The sequence below is a fragment of the Flavobacterium sp. SP2 genome (assembly GCF_057626655.1).
In genome coordinates this window covers 1-21405 of sequence record NZ_JBVHBT010000012.1, presented here as the reverse complement: position 1 = coordinate 21405, position 21405 = coordinate 1, and the positions used below count along the sequence as shown (strand labels likewise).

General features: G+C 32.5%; 21 protein-coding genes. 6 read left to right on the top strand and 15 right to left on the bottom strand.

All coding sequences use genetic code 11. The features are described 5' to 3' along the window. Positions 1 to 19 precede the first annotated feature (19 nt). From ACZ098_RS16880 to ACZ098_RS16820, 13 genes are all read right to left on the bottom strand, one after another. Positions 20 to 1027, bottom strand: a complete 1008-nt coding sequence (locus ACZ098_RS16880) for a restriction endonuclease subunit M (RefSeq protein WP_487312940.1) — start codon at positions 1025 to 1027, stop codon at positions 20 to 22. Between the two features lie 143 nt (positions 1028 to 1170). After that, positions 1171 to 3444 (bottom strand): DUF3987 domain-containing protein, encoded by a 2274-nt coding sequence (locus tag ACZ098_RS16875; RefSeq protein WP_487312939.1) that lies wholly within the window; start codon positions 3442 to 3444, stop codon positions 1171 to 1173. Beyond that, positions 3441 to 3719 carry a helix-turn-helix domain-containing protein gene (locus tag ACZ098_RS16870; protein WP_094168444.1) on the bottom strand — a complete coding sequence of 93 codons (279 nt, stop codon included), beginning with the start codon at positions 3717 to 3719 and terminating at the stop codon, positions 3441 to 3443. Before ACZ098_RS16870 ends, ACZ098_RS16875 begins: the two co-directional genes overlap by 4 nt. A gap of 3 nt (positions 3720 to 3722) precedes the next feature. After that, positions 3723 to 4025 carry a helix-turn-helix domain-containing protein gene (locus ACZ098_RS16865; protein ID WP_171222873.1) on the bottom strand — a complete coding sequence of 101 codons (303 nt, stop codon included), beginning with the start codon at positions 4023 to 4025 and terminating at the stop codon, positions 3723 to 3725. A 121-nt stretch (positions 4026 to 4146) separates the two neighbouring features. Continuing rightward, positions 4147 to 5217, bottom strand: a complete 1071-nt coding sequence (locus tag ACZ098_RS16860; RefSeq protein ID WP_487312938.1) for a DUF6617 family protein — start codon at positions 5215 to 5217, stop codon at positions 4147 to 4149. A 1-nt stretch (position 5218) separates the two neighbouring features. Then, on the bottom strand, positions 5219 to 6325 hold the full coding sequence (locus ACZ098_RS16855; RefSeq protein ID WP_487312937.1) for a phage integrase SAM-like domain-containing protein: 1107 nt from the start codon (positions 6323 to 6325) through the stop codon (positions 5219 to 5221). A gap of 7 nt (positions 6326 to 6332) precedes the next feature. After that, on the bottom strand, positions 6333 to 6704 hold the full coding sequence (locus tag ACZ098_RS16850) for a helix-turn-helix domain-containing protein (protein ID WP_487312936.1): 372 nt from the start codon (positions 6702 to 6704) through the stop codon (positions 6333 to 6335). Between the two features lie 218 nt (positions 6705 to 6922). Further along, positions 6923 to 8314, bottom strand: a complete 1392-nt coding sequence (mnmE, locus tag ACZ098_RS16845) for a tRNA uridine-5-carboxymethylaminomethyl(34) synthesis GTPase MnmE (protein ID WP_487312935.1) — start codon at positions 8312 to 8314, stop codon at positions 6923 to 6925. A 112-nt stretch (positions 8315 to 8426) separates the two neighbouring features. Next, entirely contained in the window at positions 8427 to 9545 is a 1119-nt protein-coding gene (gene dnaN, locus ACZ098_RS16840; RefSeq protein ID WP_487312934.1) for a DNA polymerase III subunit beta, read from the bottom strand. A gap of 98 nt (positions 9546 to 9643) precedes the next feature. Then, complete coding sequence (gene gldG / locus ACZ098_RS16835; RefSeq protein WP_487312933.1) at positions 9644 to 11455, bottom strand: gliding motility-associated ABC transporter substrate-binding protein GldG; 1812 nt, start codon at positions 11453 to 11455, stop codon at positions 9644 to 9646. After that, the gene (gene gldF, locus ACZ098_RS16830; protein ID WP_487312932.1) at positions 11455 to 12180 is read right to left on the bottom strand and encodes a gliding motility-associated ABC transporter permease subunit GldF; all 726 of its coding nucleotides are present in this window, start codon (positions 12178 to 12180) and stop codon (positions 11455 to 11457) included. Before gldF ends, gldG begins: the two co-directional genes overlap by 1 nt. A 60-nt stretch (positions 12181 to 12240) precedes the next feature. Further along, on the bottom strand, positions 12241 to 12537 hold the full coding sequence (locus ACZ098_RS16825; RefSeq protein ID WP_487312931.1) for a putative quinol monooxygenase: 297 nt from the start codon (positions 12535 to 12537) through the stop codon (positions 12241 to 12243). Positions 12538 to 12539: 2 nt separating this feature from the next. Then, positions 12540 to 13370, bottom strand: coding sequence for an SAM hydrolase/SAM-dependent halogenase family protein (locus tag ACZ098_RS16820; RefSeq protein WP_487312930.1), 831 nt, complete (start codon positions 13368 to 13370; stop codon positions 12540 to 12542). 108 nt (positions 13371 to 13478) lie between these two features. Between ACZ098_RS16820 and ACZ098_RS16815 the strand changes: the two genes are divergently transcribed. From ACZ098_RS16815 to ACZ098_RS16795, 5 genes are all read left to right on the top strand, one after another. After that, a complete protein-coding gene (locus ACZ098_RS16815) occupies positions 13479 to 14429 on the top strand; it encodes a PhoH family protein (protein ID WP_487312929.1) in 951 nt (316 codons plus the stop codon). A gap of 161 nt (positions 14430 to 14590) precedes the next feature. Further along, the gene (locus ACZ098_RS16810) at positions 14591 to 15229 is read left to right on the top strand and encodes a hypothetical protein (protein WP_487312928.1); all 639 of its coding nucleotides are present in this window, start codon (positions 14591 to 14593) and stop codon (positions 15227 to 15229) included. A gap of 1 nt (position 15230) precedes the next feature. Then, a complete protein-coding gene (locus ACZ098_RS16805; RefSeq protein WP_487312927.1) occupies positions 15231 to 15677 on the top strand; it encodes a hypothetical protein in 447 nt (148 codons plus the stop codon). Between the two features lie 201 nt (positions 15678 to 15878). Beyond that, complete coding sequence (locus ACZ098_RS16800; RefSeq protein ID WP_487312926.1) at positions 15879 to 17306, top strand: alpha-amylase; 1428 nt, start codon at positions 15879 to 15881, stop codon at positions 17304 to 17306. A gap of 129 nt (positions 17307 to 17435) precedes the next feature. After that, on the top strand, positions 17436 to 18386 hold the full coding sequence (locus ACZ098_RS16795; RefSeq protein ID WP_487312925.1) for a phosphoribosylaminoimidazolesuccinocarboxamide synthase: 951 nt from the start codon (positions 17436 to 17438) through the stop codon (positions 18384 to 18386). A 67-nt stretch (positions 18387 to 18453) separates the two neighbouring features. On the opposite strand, the gene ACZ098_RS16790 is transcribed toward ACZ098_RS16795, so the two are convergent. Next, positions 18454 to 19173, bottom strand: a complete 720-nt coding sequence (locus tag ACZ098_RS16790; RefSeq protein ID WP_487312924.1) for a head GIN domain-containing protein — start codon at positions 19171 to 19173, stop codon at positions 18454 to 18456. Positions 19174 to 19369: 196 nt separating this feature from the next. After that, positions 19370 to 20458, bottom strand: coding sequence for a M42 family metallopeptidase (locus tag ACZ098_RS16785; protein ID WP_487312923.1), 1089 nt, complete (start codon positions 20456 to 20458; stop codon positions 19370 to 19372). A gap of 91 nt (positions 20459 to 20549) precedes the next feature. Here ACZ098_RS16785 and ACZ098_RS16780 point away from each other — a divergent pair, with 91 nt between their 5' ends. After that, complete coding sequence (locus tag ACZ098_RS16780) at positions 20550 to 21227, top strand: DUF4294 domain-containing protein (RefSeq protein ID WP_487312922.1); 678 nt, start codon at positions 20550 to 20552, stop codon at positions 21225 to 21227. The last annotated feature ends 178 nt before the right edge of the window (positions 21228 to 21405 follow it).

Below are 21405 nucleotides of genomic sequence, written 5' to 3'. Positions count from 1 at the left end.
CTTTTATTGTTTTTCTAAATTAATTTTTAAGTAGGTCAATAAATCTAATTTTTAAACCTTTCTCGCCTTTAAGTGGGTCATTTTCTTTCCAATCGATTATTTCACAATAAACACCATTATGCTCGTTAATTTTTTTTAATTTACAGCCATTACAAAGGATTATATTCAGTTCTAAATCACCAAATATATTTTCATTTTCCTGTACATTACTAATACAGCTATGTGGAATTACGCCTTTTAGTCCGTCCATTTGCCATATGTTCCAAGAAATCACATAGGCAATTTTTTGAATGTATAATAATTCAGGTTCATTTTTAAATTTATCAACATAATATTCAATAAAGGTGAAAAGAAGTGCTTCTCTTGCAAGTAATAAACTATCTCCTTGCCATTCAAAACCATAAGTGCTTTCAAACGCTAATTCAGCCGCTTTTAACCATTCTTCTTCTGTTTCAACATTTTCACTAATAATTCGTAGTTTTCTATCGAGAAAACCAATCCTATTTTTCACGGAAATAAATTTACCCGTTGTTATATCGTATCTACTTGTTAAGTACGGTGCTTCACCACATGCAACTTCAAGTCTATTTTGACTTATATAATCTACCCAAGATTTACCCTTTGGGAATTTTATTTTTTCACTATTACTCTTCCATGTAGAAGTACCATCACTATTTAGTATACTCTTATTGAAAACATTTTTTCTTTGAAACCACGCATTATCTACGGCATTATTTTGCTCATTACAAATCCATGATGGAGTAAAAACTTCAGCCATATTTTTAACTCTAGAGTGTTGAAGTAATTTATCTTTTAGAACTCTCGGCATAATAACTTTACCATTTTGACCTGTAATCAAATTAGTTGTTATTGAGGATGAAAATTGATAATCATTTCCTAACGGCTCATAGTTATCAGTAGCCCAAAATATATTCTTTTTAGTTGTTTGGTCGCACAACAGTATATCAAGTATACTTGGATACTTGCTTAATATTTTGTCCTCAATTATATCAACTACTTTTTGCATTATTTATATTAACATTTTCCAATACTGCATTATATGTATACATTATATGGAATTATACAGATTAATTTAATTAGATTTTTATAAAATTCGTTAATCACCAAAAATAGTAAAATTTAACTTCTTTTTTTTGTTTTTGTTTAACTTTAGATGATTTTTGTATATGTCCCATATTCAGGTTGTTGTAAGTAATTGCCTAAACAACTTTTTAAGAAAGTGCCGACCGTTCTTTCTGCTATATTGAAGGTCGCTCCTAATTCCACTGCTTCTTTTCGTGTGAAGTGATTTGGCAAGGCATCAAAGAATAGTTTTTTGTTTTGCCCTTTTTTGAATGGTCCATTTTCTTCGTCCTCTTGTTTTGGTAGGTTCTCGAACATTAGAATATTGTGTTTTAAATAGACTTCAATTAATTGTGATGCTGTTTCAAAATCTTCGTCTAAACACTGAATGTCGGTTGCTTGTTCTTGGGCTTGGAATTTGCGAATGCTTGTAAAAATCATACACATTCTATACAAAACCAATCCTAAACGTTTTACAATACTTTGGGCATCTTCGGAAACAAAGGCACTGATTTGACTTAAATACTCGCTGAATGTTGGGTTGAATTTGTCCCATTGTTCTCTAGTTAAATGTAATTTGGTTTTGCCACTATCGAGAAACAAAACCATTTCGTACACTGCAATAGATAGCTTTGCAAAATGGTCGGTTAAATTTACTCTGTTGCCATACGGAGAAGGGTCAATCCATTTGCTGTTGGTTTTGAAAACATAGAATACAAAACGACTGAATAAACCATCTTCGGCAGATGCAATGATATTATACACTTGTTGAGGTGTTCCCGAAAGTGCAACAGCTAAACGAGGATTGTTAATTTCGAAATACTCATTATTGGTTTTTCTGGAAATGGATATTTTTTCGCTATGGAATGCTTTTCGTAACAAATCAGAATAAGAACCCCAATCGTTTTTGAATACTTGTCCTAGTGTATCGGCTTCGGTTTCGCAAATAATACCTGTACCGTCATTTTGTTGTAAGTGTTGTATTATCTTTGCATTACTAGTATTGGCAGGAATGAATACTACTTTGAATGGTGGTTCTTCGGGAATATCCTCTTGGGTATTGTCGTCTTTCTTTTGGAAACGTTGCGCTTTTTTGTAAGCTGCCATTTTTAGGTCGTATTCTTTTTTTTGCTCTCTTGAATTTTTTAGGACTTCTTCGTGGTATTTATCGGCTAATTCTTTAGAAGATTGTAACGCACCTTTACCTGATGCAGCAGGAGCAAGAATGAAAGAAAATAAATGAGGATATACGGTTCTGCCACCATACTCACCAGTAACATTTGGTAAGCAACCTGATAGAATTGCTAAAGCACCTGTTAGAAACGTATCTCTTTCTCTTGGTTCGGAGAATGCTTCTGCACCTTGCTTAAGAATAGGAGGTAAGTTGTCGTAAACCGATTGCGGAATTGTTGGTGTGTTTAGTAAATAGTTTTCGTCGTCTATTGGCTCTTTTTTTGCATTGCTAATTGTTTTTTGTTGTATAGGTTTACGGTTGGCAAAGTCGGCAAACTTGGCAAAATCTGCCGACTGATTTTTGTAAGCACTTTGAACTGATGCTTTGATTTCTTTTTCGTCTAAATCGAAATTAGTAGTACAATAATCTAGTGTATCAGCTTCGGTTATCCCGAAGCGATTGGCATTGGACGCAAATAGATGAATGAAGTTATTTCTGTTACCGTTAGTATATTGTTCTTTTTGCTCTGTGAATTTTAGGCATTTGTCCAATAAAGTATCGGTTGCTTCAAAAGAGGTTGTTTCCATTTTTTGCGGTTTTGGAAGTGGTATTGCTTCTTCTTGAACTTCAAATATTATTGCATCTTCCTTTATATAAATTTCTGGATCATAAGAAACAAAACACAATCGGGTAATGTCTTTGCATTTTGCATCAAAATCATAACCTGATAGGTTTTTATAAAAAGTTGCCACTTGATTGTATGCGATAGCGTGTTGTGTTGCATTGGAGTTGATTTTAATGAATACTTTAATTCCTTCGCCACTTGGACTAATAAACGATGCGAAAGTGTATTTGCAGTCGTTTATTAGCTTTACCAATGTGTAGAGTTCTGTAACTGGAATGTGGTCGAAGTCTAAACCTATTATTTGAGAATAGGTGTTGAGGTTGGCTTTGGTTCTACTTGTTCCAAACGTACCGGACATTGTAAAACCATTTAAGCTGCTTTTAATTTCATCGGCTGTTTTCTCATCTCCTTTGTGTAATGCGTAACGAATTGAATTTACTTCACTTTGGTATTTATCGGATTTGATTTCTTGAAGAACATCAATAAGGTTTCTTTCTCCCAAGTTGTATTTAAACTCTTTATACACGCTTACCATCAGCTGTTTGTTTACTACTTCACTCATTTTTTCTTTGGTTTATAGTTTTCGTTAAGTAGGTTTTGAATGTCTTTTAGGCGGTAATAGATTTTGTTACCTAACTGACAATAGCCGATAAATCCGCTGTCTCTCCAACTTTGCGCTAATCGTTTGCTTATGTTCATAATTTTCATAAACTCTTGATTGTCGCAGAATAAGTCGTCTGGGTTCATTTGCTGTTTTTCTTTGAGAATAACAGTAATCTCTTTTAAATGTTCTTGGATTTCTTGGAACATTTTTTCTGAAGGTTCGTAGAATGGCATCGCTTACTTTCTTTTGTGAGTTAGTAAATAGTTGGCTGCCATTGTCTCGATTTCGTCGGTTGAGGTTTGACGATTGCGTTGTAGCCATTCGTCTAATTCTGCACGATTGAAATAGAGTTTTTTACCTTGTGGACAGAAATGTGGAATTGATTTCTGACTGGTCAATTTGTAGAGGTGTGATGCGCTTATGTCTAAATAGTTGCAGGCATCGTTGAAGTTTAGGACTTCTTTCATTAGGAGATTTTGTTCTCCAATTCTTTGCTCTAGTTTTTCGAGCTTTTCTAAAATTAAAATTTCGTTACTCATTGTGTTACGTTTTAAATTGTTTAACAATCATTTCTGACGGCTAAATTCCTGCGTAACGCTATGGTAAATAGTAAGTTAGTAATGTCTTACTACTATATCTTACTCATCTTACTGTTTTTATTTATAGTTGTTTAATTATTTCATCAATATTGTCTTGTTCTTTAGGAAACTTGTTATTGTTTTTATACAGATTATTTCGTTTTAAAGGTGTTCCTTTTTTAGAATAAAACAAATTGGATTGTTCTATTGAAGTAGGATTGAAATTGCTGAAATAATGTTCTAGTTTTGAAATTATATAACTGAATTGGGTTGTTTCGCATCTTAAATGTATTTGTGGAGCACCGAGTTTTAAGTCTAGACTGGTTAATACGCTTACTAAATTATCAACCGAAGTATGGTCTTCGTTTAAAAGTTCAATGTTTCTATTTAATGCTTGTATAACTGATTTTAATTTGGTTGTATTTCCGTTAAAGCCAAATGATAAACGAGTGTTTTTTGGTATCTTAAAATCATCTATACCTAAAAGAATATTATGAACCGTTTGAAATTCAGGAGTTGTTTTATCTAAATCAATTTCTGGAATTGGTTGTTTCAGTAATTCTCCAAATAGTTCATTTTTAGTTGATGGTATGTCTGCCAAATAATGTGGATATAATTTTTCGGTTTCTATTAAAAAACGGATTACGTTAATAATAAGTTGAGGTATTACATAGGCGGTTAATTCTGTTTTTGGAAAATTTTCTTGGTCTGTTCCAATACAAAACAAAATATCTTTGCACGACTTTACAACGTTTTGTATGATCTCTTTTTTTTGAATTTCGTCAATGTCTTTGTTCATAAACTTGAAAACTCTATCAGTCAATCGTGTAGCTTCGTTGAATAAAAGAAAATGATAAAATTTTTGTGTTGTGGTTATGGGTTCTGCCAAAGTTACTTCTACTAATGGATGCAGTATTTCGTGACTTATATCGGTGTTAGGTTGCGCCATATAGATTTCTAAACCATCTTCTTTGAATAAGTTGGGTTTGTCCTTGTGAAGCTCTTTTAATGCCTTGTAGTACTCGTTTATAGTTGGTGTAGGCTTAATAAAGTTTGTTGATAGATTTTGTCTGTAAAATTTATCATTTATAGCGTTACTTGCCCAGGGTTTTAATTCACCGTAAACAATGCTTTTAAAAATTGTTAGTTCCATATTAGAAATCGAGTTTAATTCTGTTAGCTGCTTCCATTTTCTTTTCGTCAATTATTTTGGCATATACTTGGGTGGTTCTGATGTCTTTGTGACCTAGTAATTTTGATACTGTAAATATATCAGTTCCTAACGTGAGTTGCAAAGTTGCATAAGTATGACGCGCACAATGGAATGTAATTGTTTTACTTATTCCAGCTTTCATAACCCATTGCTGTAATTTTAGATTGTGCCACGCACTGTATTTTAATCCTTTGAAAACTCTTTCTTCGGGTTCTCCGATTTCTTTTAATAAATCACGAGCTTGGTCTGACATTGGTAATGTTTCAGCTCCTTTGGTTTTCTTTTGTCTGAAACGAATGTACCACCCGTAATCATTTGAGTGCTGCACTTCTGACCAAACTAATTTATTTATATCCGACCATCGCAAACCAGTTAGGCAACTGAATACAAAAGCCGATTTTAGGATTGGAATTTCACATTCGTGTTTTAGTATGCTTTGTAATTCTTCTAACGTTAGAAACTCTCTTTCGCTGTCGCCTTGTGGTAAACAGTCTACTTGCTCGGCAGGATTAGAACGAATAATTCCATCTTTAACGGCTTGCTTTAAAGCTGCTCTAAATTTATTGAAATAAGAGTGTGCTGAATTATCAGAAAGGTTTTTATTGCTAGGTGTCTTTGCTGTTTTGGTTAAATAGTCTTTGAAGCCTTCAACAAATTTCCTATCCAATTGAGCAAATGAAATATCTTTTGGACAAAACTTTCTTAAATGCTTGATAGTACTATCCCAGTTGTCATAATTGCCTTTGCTTTCCATTCTCATTTCGGCAAGTGTTTCCATATAGATAATGAAGAAGCCTTTTAACTTCTCCTGGTCATTAAAGCCATACATTCCGTTTTGAATTTCTAAATGTCTTTTGGAACGAACACTTTCCGCTAACGAAAGGATTTTTTTGTTTTCGTCTTTTTGTGCTTGTGTCAACTTTCCTTTTTCGGGTTCTGGGATGAGGTATAAACCTAAATACTCATATTCTCGTTTACCATTTTTATAGTAATCAAGATACAAGCTAATTTTATTTGCTTTCTGTCTTTGTCTTAAAGTAACTTTCATAATACCATCAATTAAAAAGTTTATCTATCTGTGTGCGTTGAATTATTTTCTTTCTGCCAAACTTGTGTATTTGTAGTTCTCCACGTTTTATCATTCTGTTGATTGTCCATCGGCTAACGCCAATTAGTTCTGCTGCATCTTGAACGGATAAAAAGTTTTTAGATGTAAGAGAGTTGGAGTTTGCAGATTGCAAGGTTGGCAAACTTTGCATTGTTTGCTGTTGCTCAACTAATGAGTTTTGAATTTTGTCTTCCTTGACTTTTTGCTTGTAGTGTCTAGAATTACAAGTATGGCCACAATATCTGGTTAAAGTGGTTTTGGCTATAAAAGCCTTACCACAATAAGAACAGGTTTTAGGAATTGCCATATTGCTACTCATAATATGTTGCGTTGTGTTGCATAATGTAGCGAAGTGTAGCAATATGTAGCATCATTTCGCCAAGATTGTTGCCTTTAAATTTGGGCAACAAAATCTATCATTGGGCAACAATAGAACAACAAATATAACGAATAAAGAGTAATAAGGCAACAAATAAAAGAAGAATATTTGTTATAAAGTCAATAAAAATAGGTAGTTAGCAAATAAAAGAATGATTATTACTTTCCGATACAGAAATTAGCAAATATATTACCCAATAATTCATCGTTAGTAACTTCGCCAGTAATTTCGCCAAAGTAGTACAATGCTTGGCGAATATCGATTGCCATTAAATCTGATGATAGATTAGTTTGGATACCGTATTTTACTTTTGAAATTTCTTCCAATGCTTTATGTAGCGAATCATAATGTCTAGTATTGGTAATAATTGTTTCATTGTTTCTTAATGCACCAGTATTAACGAACGATAGTAATTGATGTTTTAAATTATCAATTCCAATTTTATTTTTGGCAGAAATTAGTAAAGAGTTTGAAATTTCAGAGTTTATATTTTCTACTAACTCAGATGACATCAAATCCATTTTATTGAAGATTACCAACAAGGTCTTTAATGGATATTTGTTTTTTATGAGTTCAATTTCTGATTTTAACGATTCCAAACTGTTATTGATTAACTGAGAACTATCAATCAAAAATAATACTACTTGTGCTTGTTCAATTTTTTCAAATGTTTTCTTAATTCCGATGCTTTCTACAACATCTATTGTTTCACGAATTCCGGCGGTATCTATAAATCTAAATCCGATTCCATCAATTACTAATTCATCTTCAATAGTGTCACGAGTTGTACCTGCAATATCGGAAACAATCGCACGCTCTTCGTTCAACAAAGCATTTAGAAGTGTCGATTTTCCAACATTTGGCTCACCAACAATAGCAACGGGAATACCATTTTTAATTACATTACCAACCGCAAATGAGTCGATTAATCGTTTTAAAACAAATTCTATTCGGTTCAGTAATTCGTTAAATTGTGTTCTATCGGCAAAAGCTACATCTTCTTCTGCGAAATCCAATTCCAATTCAATTAAGGAAGCAAAATTCAATAACTCTTCTCTTAATTTTGATATTTCATTACTAAAACCACCGCGCATTTGCTGCATCGCAATTTGATGTGAAGCTTCATTATCAGATGAAATTAAATCGGCTACAGCTTCGGCTTGCGATAAATCTAACTTTCCGTTTAAAAATGCACGCAATGTGAATTCTCCAGCTTGTGCCATTCGACATCCTTTGCGTAATAGTAACTGAATTATTTGTTGTTGAATAAAAGTAGAACCGTGGCACGATATTTCGATTACATCTTCGCCAGTATAAGAATTTGGATTTTTAAATATCGAAACCAGAACCTGATCGTAAATTTTTGTACCGTCTACAATCGTACCAAGATGAATTGTATGAGTTTTTTGAGTAGTAATATTTTTTTCTGAAACCGATTGAAATACATCAGCAGCTATAGTAATTGCATCTTTCCCAGACATTCTAATAATTGCAATTGCTCCAGCACCAGATGGCGTTGCAAGTGCTACTATTGTTTCGTTATTAATCATAGTTTTATTTTATTTTGCAAAGGTAGATTTTTTTGCACACATTTCTTTTAATTAAAAAAAACCGCCATGTAAAACAAGACGGTTTTCAAATATAAAAATGGTTGGTTAGTTTTTAATTGTTTAACATAACAGGCATAACAAGCATTGTTACTGTTTCTCCATCGTCTAGACCGTCAACTGGAGTTAAAATCCCAGCACGATTGGGCATCGACATTTCCAATTGAATTTCGTCTGATTGCAAGTTATTCAGCATTTCTAATAAGAAACGTGAGTTGAAGCCAATTTGCATATCATCGCCTTGGTAATCGCAAGTCAATCGTTCTTCTGCTTTGTTCGAATAATCAATATCTTCTGCAGAAATATTTAATTCTGCTCCAGCAATTTTCAAACGAATTTGGTGTGTAGTTTTATTGGAGAAAATCGCAACACGACGAACCGAACTTAAAAATTGTGAACGATCAATCAATAATTTATTTGGATTTTCTTTTGGAATAACTGCTTCATAATTTGGATATTTCCCATCAATTAATCGACAAGTAAGAATGTAATTTTCGAAAGAGAACGTTGCATTAGCATCGTTGTAATCAATTTTTACTTCTGCATCCGAAGCGCCAAGAATACTTTTCAAAATATTCAAAGGTTTTTTTGGCATAATAAAATCGGCAACATGAGACGCTTTAACATCGGTTCTTGCATATTTTACTAGTTTGTGAGCATCCGTTGCAACAAATATCAAACCTTCTGGAGAAAATTGAAAAAATACCCCAGACATTACTGGACGCAAATCGTCATTTCCTGCTGCAAAAATAGTTTTGCTGATTGCAATAGCCAAAACTTCTGCTGGAACTAATGTTGATGAAGGTTCTTCCAATTGAACCGATTTTGGAAATTCTTCTCCTGGAGCATAAGCAATAGCATATTTCCCTGAATTAGAACTTATTTCAATAGTACTATTTTCTTCAACAGTAAACGTTAGCGGTTGCTCTGGAAATGTTTTTAAAATATCTAACAACAATTTTGCAGGCACGGCAACGCTTCCTTTATCTGTAGATTCGATTTCTAAAGTGGCAGACATAGTAGTTTCTAAATCGGATGAAGAAACCGTAAGTTCTTTAGAATCCAACTCAAAAAGAAAATTGTCCAATATAGGTAAGGTATTGCTATTGTTGATAACGCTACCCAAAACTTGTAGTTGTTTTAATAAGTACGAACTTGATACTATAAATTTCATTTCTAATTTTTTTAAATTCAACTATTTTAAATTACAAATAGTTTATTTTTTACAAATATATCTTAAAGATGTTGATTTCTAAAACATATTTATTAACATTATTTGCTGTATTTTCTTTTTCTGATAATTGTAAATACTATTCCGAAAACTAGTAAAATTAGGATTGGAACTCCGACAGTTATGATTTGAGTAAAGGTATAATCTTCGATAACTTTTTGTTGGTCCAGAATTGGTAAATCAACTTCCTTGTTGCGGATGTTAATAAGTCCGTTATCGTCCAATAAATAATTCACACAATTTATCATGAATTCCTTATTGGCATACAATTTATTAGTCCATTTATCATATCCTAATTCTAATGGTTGCCCATCTTTATCCAGCTGATTTTTGATTACATCTCCATCAGAAATTACAATCATTTTGTTTTCTTTTCCGATAGGAGTGAAGCTACTTTCTTTAAAAGGCAGCACACGATTTTCATATACCGAATGAAATTTTCCTTCCAATAATACGGCAACTGGAATGTTTCCAGAATTCACAAAATCCTTTTGTTCTGGCTGTTCTTCCACCATAGCAAGACTAACTTGAACTGGACTTCCAATTGGTTTAGAATAAGGCGAGGATTGCAATAAAATAGTTTTCTTGATATCGTTTTTAAGCAGCTCAATAGGATTGGCAAATTCAAATTTTGATCCGTCAAGATTATTTACAATAGCATTAATCTTGGATTTGTCATTTTCTAGTGGAGGATAAATTACTGGCGAATACAACCAGGAATATTGTTTGTATTGCGTTTCACTTCCTTCATTTCCAGATGCTAGCGAAATTGGAGCGGCAACAATATCTTTTATCAAATCGGGTTTTATTCGGATTCCGTATTTAAAAAACATATCGTTTAAATTCAAATCTTTTGGGAATGCCAAATTGGTTCCGGTTTGCATCAAACTATCCATTTCCATCGAAACTTGATCTATCAGCCAAATGGTTTTTCCACCGTTAATAATAAACTGATCTAAAACTTGCTTCTCTGAATCCGTAAAGGCTTGAGACGGTTTTGCAATCACGGCTAAATCGTATTTTTTCAACTCCTTTAAAGTGTTTTCTGGACTTGTTGCTACTGAGTCTAATGTGAACGGACCGATATAGTAATTCTCTTTAACTCCTCGTAAAAAATCGGCTATTTGATAATCTTTAAGTTCGTTATTTCCCTGAATTACAGCTATTTTTTTCTGTCTATTTTTAGAAATGGTATTGAAGGCATTTGTAAAAGAATACTCTAAATGTTGTACTGAACTTACGACTTTTTGAGCTGTAGTTTGCGTCATAGAGTTTTTTAGTAATGGAATTTTCACCACTTTGTTTTGGTAAATCGCTATTGCCCAAGGCAAAACTGTTTCTTGAGTTTGCTTGCCTTTATCGTTCATTGTTACTTGAACTGGAAGCATTTGGTTTCCGAAAAATGATTTTTGTAACGCTTCATTCAAATCGGTAATTCCATCAATGCTTTTCTTTATTTCTGTGGCTTCTTCTTTGCTTGTGATTTTTCCGTTTATTTTGAATAAATCAAATATCAATTGTTTTTTTTCAGCACTTGCTTCTTCATCTTCAGCTATCGGATTGTAAAATCGAAACTGAATATTCGAATTATAAGCTTTAAACTCTTCAAGTAATTGTTGGGTTTCTGTTTGTAATTTCTTGAACTCACCAGGAAAATTACCTTGTAAAAAAACATCAACATAGATTGGTTCTTTTATACCGTCGATAATTTTTAATGAAGTATCGGAAAGAGTATAACGTTGATCTGCTGTTAAATCGAAACGCTTAAAAACATAATTTCCTGCGATGTTTAAAACAACCAATAGTCCGATAGTTGCAAGCAGTTTTTTTAGATTAGATTTATTGGTATTCATTACGATTTCAACGATTTTAATTTATAAACGGTCAACGATAAAAATAAAACGGCAATACTTACAAAGTACAAAACATCGCGAGTGTCTATTACGCCACGACTCATACTTTTAAAGTGATAATCCATTCCCAAGGAAGCTATTACATCGCTAAATGTTTTTGAAAATGTGGAAATTCCTTCAAATCCAAAGTAAAAAAGAAAACATAAAAACACCGAAATTATAAAGGCAACAATTTGATTTTCTGACAGAGTAGAAGTAAAAATTCCGATAGCTGTGTAACCTGCAATTAAAAATAACAATCCGAAGTAGGAACCCATTGTACTTCCCATATCAATATTTCCGGCTGGCATTCCAAGTGATGAAATAACCTGTACATATATAAATGTTGGAACAATTGCGATGACAATTAGCAAAAACGCTCCAAAGAATTTTCCGTTTACAATTTGCCAAATACTTAATGGCTTGGTCAACAGTAACTCTATTGTTCCTTGTTTTTTTTCGTCAGAAAAGCTACGCATGGTAACTGCTGGAATTAGAAAAATTAAAATCCATGGCGAAAGAGTAAAAAACGGTGATAAATCAGCAAAACCGCTATTTAAAATATTAAAATCGCCTTCAAAAACCCACAGGAATAAACCATTGAGTAACAGGAAAATTGCGATTACCAAATAACCTATTGGCGAACCAAAAAAGGATTTAATTTCTCTTAATAGTATTGATTTCATTTATTATTTTTTCATTTATTTGAAAATCGTAATTCTTAATTCGTAATTTTTAATTCTTAATTATATTAGGCTAACCAATTTATCCACGCTCCAAGCTTCAGGTTTATCGTTGAATAATTTTTTTGTAAACTCCCAAACATCATAAAACAACTCTGACTTTCGGTAGTTTTCTAAATCTTCTTCGGTTTCCCAATAACTATAGGTAAAGAAAATGCATTTATTGTTTTTATCTTTATACAGTTCTAGAAAACGGTTTCCAGGTGCATTTCGTATTTTGTCTTTCATCAGTTCAAAATTTTCCAAAAATGCTGGAATATTTTCTTCGTGAAAAGATAATTTTACAATTCGTACAAACATAGTTAATTCTTAAATTCAATAGTTATTAAATCCCTGTAATTCAAACCTAGCAAACTACTTGCCGAACCAACTTTGGCCGGATTACTCCTGAATATCGCAATTTCTAAATACCCAGCTTCATTAAAAATTGCTAATTTTTGTCCTTCGTAATTTTTTATTGGATACAAATCTGAAATTCCAATGTCCGAATATTTGGCAAAAATAGTTTTTATGTCTTTATTTTTAAAACGAATTTCGTAAGGTCGTCCTTTTGCATTTTCTAAAAATAATTTCTTGGAAATATTACAAACTGCATTTCCTAGATGATCGATATATATAATGTAGCCTTTTATCGAGTTGAAATCGGCCGAAATCGTCGCTTGTAACTCGGTTACTTCTTTTATCGCTTGAATTTCTTTTCCAATAACATTCAATAATCCGCCTTTTGCAAGATGGCACGCGACTTTTATAAATACATCCAAATCAGATGCATCGGGCAATAAGCGATCGTGAATATTGATGGTAACCATTTTTTGCGGAATTATTTTCTGGGTAAGAATACTCAAAATTCCGTTATCAGCACATATAAAATACTGGTCGTTCCACTGAATTGCAATGTGTTGCGTTTCTTTATTTCGTTCAATATCAACTCCTATTATATGTACTGTACCTTTAGGAAAACTTTCGTAAGAGGCATTCAAAATATAACTGGCTTCTGAAATATTAAACGGATCAATGTCATGCGAAATATCGACAATAGTTGCTTCCTTATATTCCGAAAGTAACTTCCCTTTCAAAGCGCCAACAAAGTGGTCTTTTAATCCGTAATCGGTGATAAGGGTAATTATTGACATAAAATTGTTTATAACTAAATGGGAAACGTATTGGTCTATTCCTTAAATTTGGAATGATTGCAAAGCTACTAATTATTAGTAAAAAATTAATTAAAAAAACCACACCTTTTGAACGAACGTATCATTGAACTCCACGACATCGCACCAAAAGATTTTTGGGGCGCACAAGACACTCATCTTGAAACAATTAAAAAGTACTATCCAAAACTTAAAATCGTAGCTCGAGGTACAACACTTAAGGCATTTGGCGAAAAAGAAGAACTCGATGAGTTTGAAAATCGATTCAACCGATTGATGCTTCATTTTACTAGATACAATAATATTGACAACAATGTTATCGATAGAGTCATTCAAAGCACAACTCAAGAAGAGCAACGCATGCCCGATCACGATAAAATTTTGGTTCACGGCATTGGCGGTAAACTCATAAAAGCAATGACGCCCAACCAACAAAAATTGGTAGAAGCCGTTTTTAAAAACGATATGGTTTTTGCCGTTGGTCCAGCTGGAACAGGAAAAACCTATACTGGTGTTGCTTTGGCAGTAAAAGCATTGAAAGAAAAGCAAGTAAAGCGAATCGTTTTAACACGTCCAGCGGTAGAAGCTGGAGAAAATCTTGGTTTTCTTCCTGGTGATATGAAAGAAAAACTGGATCCATACATGCAACCATTGTACGATGCTTTGCGCGATATGTTGCCTCCGCAAACACTGGAAGATTATATTCTTAAAGGAATAATTCAAATTGCACCGCTGGCTTTTATGCGTGGAAGAACTTTAGATAACGCCTTTGTAATTTTGGATGAAGCGCAAAATACCACACATTCGCAGATGAAAATGTTTCTGACACGTATGGGTAAAAACGCCAAATTCATCATAACAGGCGATCCAGGACAAGTAGATTTACCACGAAGAACAATATCTGGATTAAAAGAAGCAATTCTGGTTCTAAAAGACATTGACGGCATCGGAATTATTTACCTTGATGATAAAGATATTGTAAGACACCGATTGGTTAAAAAAGTCATCGATGCCTACAAGCAGATTGAAAATAATGATTAAAAATACTATTAGATTTTGGAGCGAAATGCTTGCGAATTTCTATAGATGTAATTCCTGCTTTACATTGCAATAAAAAAAATCCCGAAACAATCGGGATTTTTTTTATTTTCATTACAATCAGGGCTAGATTGGTTTTGTATTGATAAAAATTTAGATTATACATGAAAGAATATTTTAAATATTTAATTTTAGTTTCTATAATTAGCCTGAGTTCTTTTGCTCAAAACTCCAACATAAAATGGGGTTTGTATGGAACTAAAACAGTTGAAGAACGAAGAGCCACTTTTCCATTTCGCGATGCTAAGAAAGTAGTATTAGTTGCATTTCCTAGCCCATATATGTCAGGAGCGAATAGTGATACAGGTGCAACTTTGAAAATAGATAGTTTAAATTTAGTCAGATGGAACTATAAAATCATTAAATCGTTTGAATTAACTGAAAAAGAATATAAATATTTTGCAACTGAGATTATTGAATTGAATCAGTCTTCAATTGATACTTTAAGCAATTTGTTGCTAAATTATAAATTAAAAAAAGACAAACTTCCAAGGGAATATAATGTTTTAGGATGGGGTTGTTATGAACCTAGAAATGCAATCTTGTTTTTAGATGAAAATAATAATGTGTTTAATTGGATTGAAGTATGCTTTGAGTGTCATCAATTTTATCAACTTCCAAATGAAACGATTCCAAATTTCAATAAATTTAGTGGTTTAAATGAATCCTTTAAAATAATGATTGATTTTATTAAAGAGTTTTTTATTGCAAAAGGAATTAAATACGGAGTTGAAGATAAATAATATGAAAGAATATTTTAAATACGCGAACGGTTACATCAACATCAACAATGAAAACATATTCCTAACCAATTCTGGAAATTGGTCGGAAACGCATACCTTGATGGAAAAATCTCCAAAATCCATCAGAAAAAATAAATTTAAGGGTTTTAGAATATACATTTATCTATTCGTTGTAGCTTGTCTTATCATTTTAGTTGTTTCAAAATCCAAAAGTGGTTCGATTCCTGTTGGACTTATTTTGTTAGGATTAGCAGTCTACACTTATATGAAGCGCGAGACCGGAAAACAATACAAAATTCCAATTACTAAAATCAAAGAAATAACAATTTCTGGAAATCAAACTAAAATCATTTTTCTAAATGAAGTGAACCATGAGGATTTTGAAATTATAGATAATTTAGAAAATAATGGTATCGCAATATTGTCAAAAATAAAACTATTTGATTAACTTTTATTATCAAGTTTCTATAAATAAGGCATAAATATTTTTGTATTATGTATTTTATCGAGTATTTACTGATTATTTAGTAACTTGTTAACACTATAACGTTTTCGTAAATTATACTCTATTTCTCAGTCAAAAAATAGTAATATATTTAACATGTAGATCCCAAATCTGCAATAATATATTAATCTAAATCTACTATTTATGAAAAAAAGAGTAATTAAATTCGCCCTTTTAACATCACTAATTTTTAATCTTTCGTGTAGTGATGAAAACGAAAATCAAAGTTTAAAAGATTCAAAAAGCAACAAAATTGTCCAAGTAACCAAGCACGATGGAAAGCCATTTAGCACTGGTACTGCAATCTCTGCTACAGGAAAGTATGTTGCCAAACCTGGTGGCGGAGTAATGATGCAGGCATTCTATTGGGATTGTCCAGCAGGCGGAAATTGGTGGAATACCGTCAACTCCAAAATAACCGACTGGGGAAATGCCGGAATAGAATCAATTTGGTTACCTCCAGTTTCGAAAGCTCAAAATGGTCCGTTTTCGATGGGTTATGATCCAACAGATTATTTTGATTTTGGTGATTTTAACCAAAATGGAACGGTAGAAACGAGATTTGGTTCTAAAGCTGAATTAGTAAGTTTGATAAGTAAAGTACATGCTGAGGATATGAAAGTTTATGCAGATATTGTTATTAACCACAATAGTGGTGGTCAATCTGAAAGTAATCCCTATACAGGAACGAGTACTTATACAAATTTTAACGGTGTTGCTTCAGGTAAATTTAAGCGTTCTTTTCATGATTTTTATAAAAATTCATTTGGAAACAATGATGAAGGCGCTTTTGGTGGCTTTCCAGATCTATGTCATGCAACTCCATATGTCCAAGAATGGCTTTGGCAAAGAACCGATGGAGTTGGAAAATATTACAAAAATACTATGAAATTTGACGGCTGGCGTTTTGATTACGTTAAAGGATTCGGTGCTTGGGTTGTAAATAATTGGAATGCCAACGTTGGAGGTTTTTCTGTAGGAGAATATTGGGATTCCAATGCTGCATTACTAGAAACTTGGGCTAATAATGCTAATAGTTCTGCGTTCGATTTTGCTTGTTATTATAAAATGGACGAAGCATTTGATAATAATGATTTGAATAGATTAAATGATGATATGCTTTGGAAACGCAATCCGTACAAAGCGGTAACATTTGTTGCAAATCACGATACAGATATTATTTATAAAAAAATGCTTGCTTATGCGTATATATTGACCCACGAAGGTTATCCAACTATTTTTTATAGAGATTATGAAGAATGGCTTGATAAGTCTAAAATGAATAATTTAATATGGATTCATAACAATAAAGCAACCGGAAATACATCCAATTTGTATACTGATAATGATGAATATATAGCAAGAAGAAATGGTTACAACGGAAATCCAGGACTGATTGTTTATATAAATAATTCGTCATCATGGCAAGAACGCTGGATTCAAACCAATTGGTCAAACACAGTAATTAAAGATTATACTGGTAATTCAGGTTGGCAGCCAACAACTCAAGGTGATAAATGGGTGAAAATTCAATGTCCTCCAAATGGTTATTCAATTTGGTCAACATTGTAATCGAGTTCATTTTAAAGTAAAAGCTATCAATTTATGGTAGCTTTTATTTTTATAAGAAACATTTCTTTGTGGTTTCTTTAAAAGAACTTATTTTTGTGCAAACAAAACATACACAACACTACTCAATTAATGAACACAATAACTACTACCAATTTCAATTTTCCAAACCAAAAAAATGTTTATCGCGGTAAAGTAAGAGAAGTTTATAATATAAATGAGGAACTTTTAGTAATGGTTGCCACCGATAGATTATCAGCATTTGATGTGGTTTTACCAAAAGGTATTCCTTACAAAGGTCAAATTCTGAATCAAATTGCAACAAAATTCATGGAACTTACCCAAGATATTGTTCCGAATTGGTTGCTTGCAACGCCAGATCCAAATGTAGCAGTAGGACATTTATGCGAACCTTTCAAGGTAGAAATGGTAATTCGTGGTTATTTATCTGGGCATGCAGCAAGAGAATATGCGGCAGGAAAAAGAACAATATGTGGTGTTACAATGCCAGAAGGATTAAAGGAAAATGATAAATTTCCGAAACCAATCATAACGCCAACAACTAAAGCAGATAATGGTTCGCATGATGAAGATATTTCTCGTGAGGCAATTTTGGAAAACGGAATTGTTACCGAAGAAGATTATTTGGTTTTAGAAAAATATACCCATGCATTATACCAACGAGGAACTGAAATTGCGGCTTCTCGCGGCTTGATTCTTGTTGATACGAAATACGAATTTGGTAAAACTAAAGAGGGTGTAATTGTATTGATTGATGAAATTCATACACCAGATTCGTCAAGATATTTTTATTCAGAAGGTTATCAAGAACGCCAAGATAATAATGAAGAGCAGAAACAATTGTCTAAAGAATTTGTTCGCAGATGGCTAATCGAAAATGGTTTTCAAGGAAAAGACGGACAAGAAATTCCTAATATGACTGATGAGTACATCGAAACTGTATCAGAAAGATATATCGAATTGTATGAGAATATCTTGGGTGAAAAGTTTATAAAAGCAGATATTTCGAACATTAATGAACGAATTGAAACAAACGTTTTGAATTATTTAAAAACGGTTTAGAATATTTATAAAATATAAAAAGTCCCAGAATAATTAATTTTGGGACTTTTTTTTGTTCACTATGTTTTTAATTTCCTGTTATACTTCCTGAACCAACAGAGTTTTTATCAATTTTTTCTGGATTTCCTTTGTATTGAATATTTCCAGAACCAACAGATTTGGCTTGCAAATTTTTAGAACAATATAATTGTATACTTCCAGAACCAGATTGGTTTGCTACAGCATTTTCAGAAGTTAGTTCAGATAGACTAGCGTTGCCAGAACCAGTATTGATGACTTCAAGATTAGTTGTTTTGCCTTTTACATTTAAATTTCCTGATCCAGCTTTGGTTATTTTTAGGTTGGTTGAAACAGATTCAAATTTTACATTTCCAGAACCTGACATCGTAAAATCTAGATTTTCAGAATTTATGGAATCCGAACTGCTTAAATTTCCCGAACCAGTAAAGTTTAATTGGTTTATTTTTTCAAAAGGAATGGTAATTTCGATTGTTGAATTATAATTGAGTTGAATGTTTTTTCCTTTTTCAAAATATACTTTTAATGTCCCGTCTTTAACTTCCGTCTTAATATATTCCAATAAGTTTTCATCTCCTTTTATAGATATTTCTCCTTCTTTTCCAGAAATTAGTTTTACGTCAAATGAACCTGCAGCGGATATTTTATCATATTGAGGTGTTGTTCTTGTTAGGGTTACAATTTTTTCGTTACCCTTGATTTTTTTAAATTTTTGAGCGTTCGAAATGGTAAAGCAAAGTAATGCTAGAAGTAAAATCGATTTTTTCATAAGTAAAAGTTTTGATTGATAGTATAAAGATAAAAAAAATCCGAATGTTTAGTTCGGATTTTTTAAAAACTTAATAAATTGGTAACGGCCTTTCTTCATTAGCCCTGATTGAATGGAATAACATCCCAATTTTTATTGGGATTTATGGTAAGAAAGCAGGAATTGCAATTATCGAAGAAGCCCAAGCCATTCGCTTCTACTTAAAATAAGAGAAATCGTGGTTGTTTTCTATTTTTAAAAGACTTTCGTAAATTAGTTTTATTACATTTTCTACATCATCGCGGTGAACCATTTCGACAGTTGTGTGCATGTAACGTAACGATAAAGATATTAATGCTGATGCTACTCCGCCATTACTGTAGGCAAAAGCATCAGTATCGGTTCCTGTAACTCGCGATGTGGCGTGACGCTGAAATGGAATTTCTTTTTCTTTCGCAGTATCAACTATTAATTCACGTAAAATATTTTGAGTTGCTGGCGCATAAGCAATAACCGGACCTTTTCCCATTTGTAAATCGCCTTCAATTTTCTTATCAATCATTGGCGTTGTCGTATCGTGGCATACATCGGTAACAATTGCAACGTTTGGTTTGATGGTTTGTGTAATCATTTCGGCACCGCGAAGTCCAATTTCTTCCTGCACAGAATTTACTATGTACAACCCGAATGGTACTTTATTATTATTTTCCTTTAAGAGTCGAGCGACTTCAGCAATCATAAATCCGCCCATTCGATTATCTATTGCTCGGCAAACAAATTTATTTTCGTTTAGAATCATAAATTCATCTGGATACGTAATTACACAGCCTACATGAATACCAAGTTTTTCAACTTCTTCTTTAGTTTCGCAACCGCAGTCTATAAATATATTATGTAATGTAGCGGCTTCTTCTTTGCCACGATTTCTGGTGTGGATTGCTGGCCAACCAAAAACTCCTTTTATAATTCCGTTTTTGGTATGTATGTTTACACGTTTTGATGGCGCAATCTGATGATCAGAACCACCATTTCGTATTACATATATAAGACCGTTGTCTGTAATGTAGTTTACATACCAGGAAATTTCGTCAGAATGTCCTTCTATTACTACTTTGAATTCGGCATCGGGATTGATAACTCCAACCGCTGTTCCATAGGTGTCGGTAATAAATGTATCTACATAAGGTTTTAGATATTCCATCCATATTTTCTGTCCGCCAGATTCATAACCAGTCGGAGAAGGATTGTTCAAGTATTTTTCAAGAAATGTAATTGATTCTTTTGTGAGTATTGATTTAGTTGCCATAAAATTATTTTTTGCGAATTTATAAATTTGGCATTACACTTGTTAAGTATATTATATATTTTTACCGTAAATTTATTAGACTATGTTTAAAATGAAGTTTTTTGCTTTTATATTGTTACTTTCTTCAGTTTCTTTTTCACAAATAAAAAGAGATTCCATATATAACGAAATTGATTTATCTCATTATGATACAATTTCAAATGATACTATTAGATTACAAGAAGTACTAATTAATAAAGAAAAACTTGATCCTGAAGCAAAGAAACAATTTTTACTTCTTCAAAATAGAGTATATAAGGTTTATCCATTCGCAAAAACTGCTAGCGACAGATTGACAGCAATGAATAAAAATTTGGAAAAGTTAAAAACTAACAAAGAGAAAAAAAGGTATTTCAAAATAGTTGAAGATTATATGGACAATGAATTTAAGGCCAAACTTAAAAAGCTATCTAAAAAGCAAGGACAAATCCTCGTTAAATTAATTCATCGTCAAACTGGTAGTACGACATTTGATATAATTAAAGACTATAAAAGCGGATGGAAAGCTTTTTGGTCAAACAATACGGCTAAATTATTTGATATAAATCTCAAGAAAAAGTATGATCCTTATCAAGACAACGAAGATTATTTAATAGAGACAATCTTGTCGCGAGCATTTATTAGCGGTCGATTAGTTGAGCAAAAGTCTGCAAATCCAGTTGACCTTGATAAATTAGATGGCTATTGGCAACAAAAATTTAACGAGTTAAAGTCCAAATCAGCTAATTAAATTTTCAGCAGCGAAAGTTTCGGGCATTTTCATCAGAGGTATTTCCCGCTTTCTTTGCAATAAAAGCTGTTTTTAAGAAAAAACAGTTTTTATTTCCACTACAATCGGGGCTATTAGAATAAACCATTTGAATAGATTTTGAATTTCAAGAGATACTATTACTGTGAAATCAAATTTA

Coding starts and splice junctions, on each gene's coding strand:
- ACZ098_RS16880 (WP_487312940.1), bottom strand. CDS start 1,027: ATGCAAAAAGTAGTTGATATAATTGAGGACAAAATATTAAGCAAGTAT.
- ACZ098_RS16875 (WP_487312939.1), bottom strand. CDS start 3,444: ATGAGTGAAGTAGTAAACAAACAGCTGATGGTAAGCGTGTATAAAGAG.
- ACZ098_RS16870 (WP_094168444.1), bottom strand. CDS start 3,719: ATGCCATTCTACGAACCTTCAGAAAAAATGTTCCAAGAAATCCAAGAA.
- ACZ098_RS16865 (WP_171222873.1), bottom strand. CDS start 4,025: ATGAGTAACGAAATTTTAATTTTAGAAAAGCTCGAAAAACTAGAGCAA.
- ACZ098_RS16860 (WP_487312938.1), bottom strand. CDS start 5,217: ATGGAACTAACAATTTTTAAAAGCATTGTTTACGGTGAATTAAAACCC.
- ACZ098_RS16855 (WP_487312937.1), bottom strand. CDS start 6,325: ATGAAAGTTACTTTAAGACAAAGACAGAAAGCAAATAAAATTAGCTTG.
- ACZ098_RS16850 (WP_487312936.1), bottom strand. CDS start 6,704: ATGAGTAGCAATATGGCAATTCCTAAAACCTGTTCTTATTGTGGTAAG.
- mnmE (WP_487312935.1), bottom strand. CDS start 8,314: ATGATTAATAACGAAACAATAGTAGCACTTGCAACGCCATCTGGTGCT.
- dnaN (WP_487312934.1), bottom strand. CDS start 9,545: ATGAAATTTATAGTATCAAGTTCGTACTTATTAAAACAACTACAAGTT.
- gldG (WP_487312933.1), bottom strand. CDS start 11,455: ATGAATACCAATAAATCTAATCTAAAAAAACTGCTTGCAACTATCGGA.
- gldF (WP_487312932.1), bottom strand. CDS start 12,180: ATGAAATCAATACTATTAAGAGAAATTAAATCCTTTTTTGGTTCGCCA.
- ACZ098_RS16825 (WP_487312931.1), bottom strand. CDS start 12,537: ATGTTTGTACGAATTGTAAAATTATCTTTTCACGAAGAAAATATTCCA.
- ACZ098_RS16820 (WP_487312930.1), bottom strand. CDS start 13,370: ATGTCAATAATTACCCTTATCACCGATTACGGATTAAAAGACCACTTT.
- ACZ098_RS16810 (WP_487312928.1), top strand. CDS start 14,591: ATGAAAGAATATTTTAAATATTTAATTTTAGTTTCTATAATTAGCCTG.
- ACZ098_RS16805 (WP_487312927.1), top strand. CDS start 15,231: ATGAAAGAATATTTTAAATACGCGAACGGTTACATCAACATCAACAAT.
- ACZ098_RS16800 (WP_487312926.1), top strand. CDS start 15,879: ATGAAAAAAAGAGTAATTAAATTCGCCCTTTTAACATCACTAATTTTT.
- ACZ098_RS16795 (WP_487312925.1), top strand. CDS start 17,436: ATGAACACAATAACTACTACCAATTTCAATTTTCCAAACCAAAAAAAT.
- ACZ098_RS16790 (WP_487312924.1), bottom strand. CDS start 19,173: ATGAAAAAATCGATTTTACTTCTAGCATTACTTTGCTTTACCATTTCG.
- ACZ098_RS16785 (WP_487312923.1), bottom strand. CDS start 20,458: ATGGCAACTAAATCAATACTCACAAAAGAATCAATTACATTTCTTGAA.
- ACZ098_RS16780 (WP_487312922.1), top strand. CDS start 20,550: ATGAAGTTTTTTGCTTTTATATTGTTACTTTCTTCAGTTTCTTTTTCA.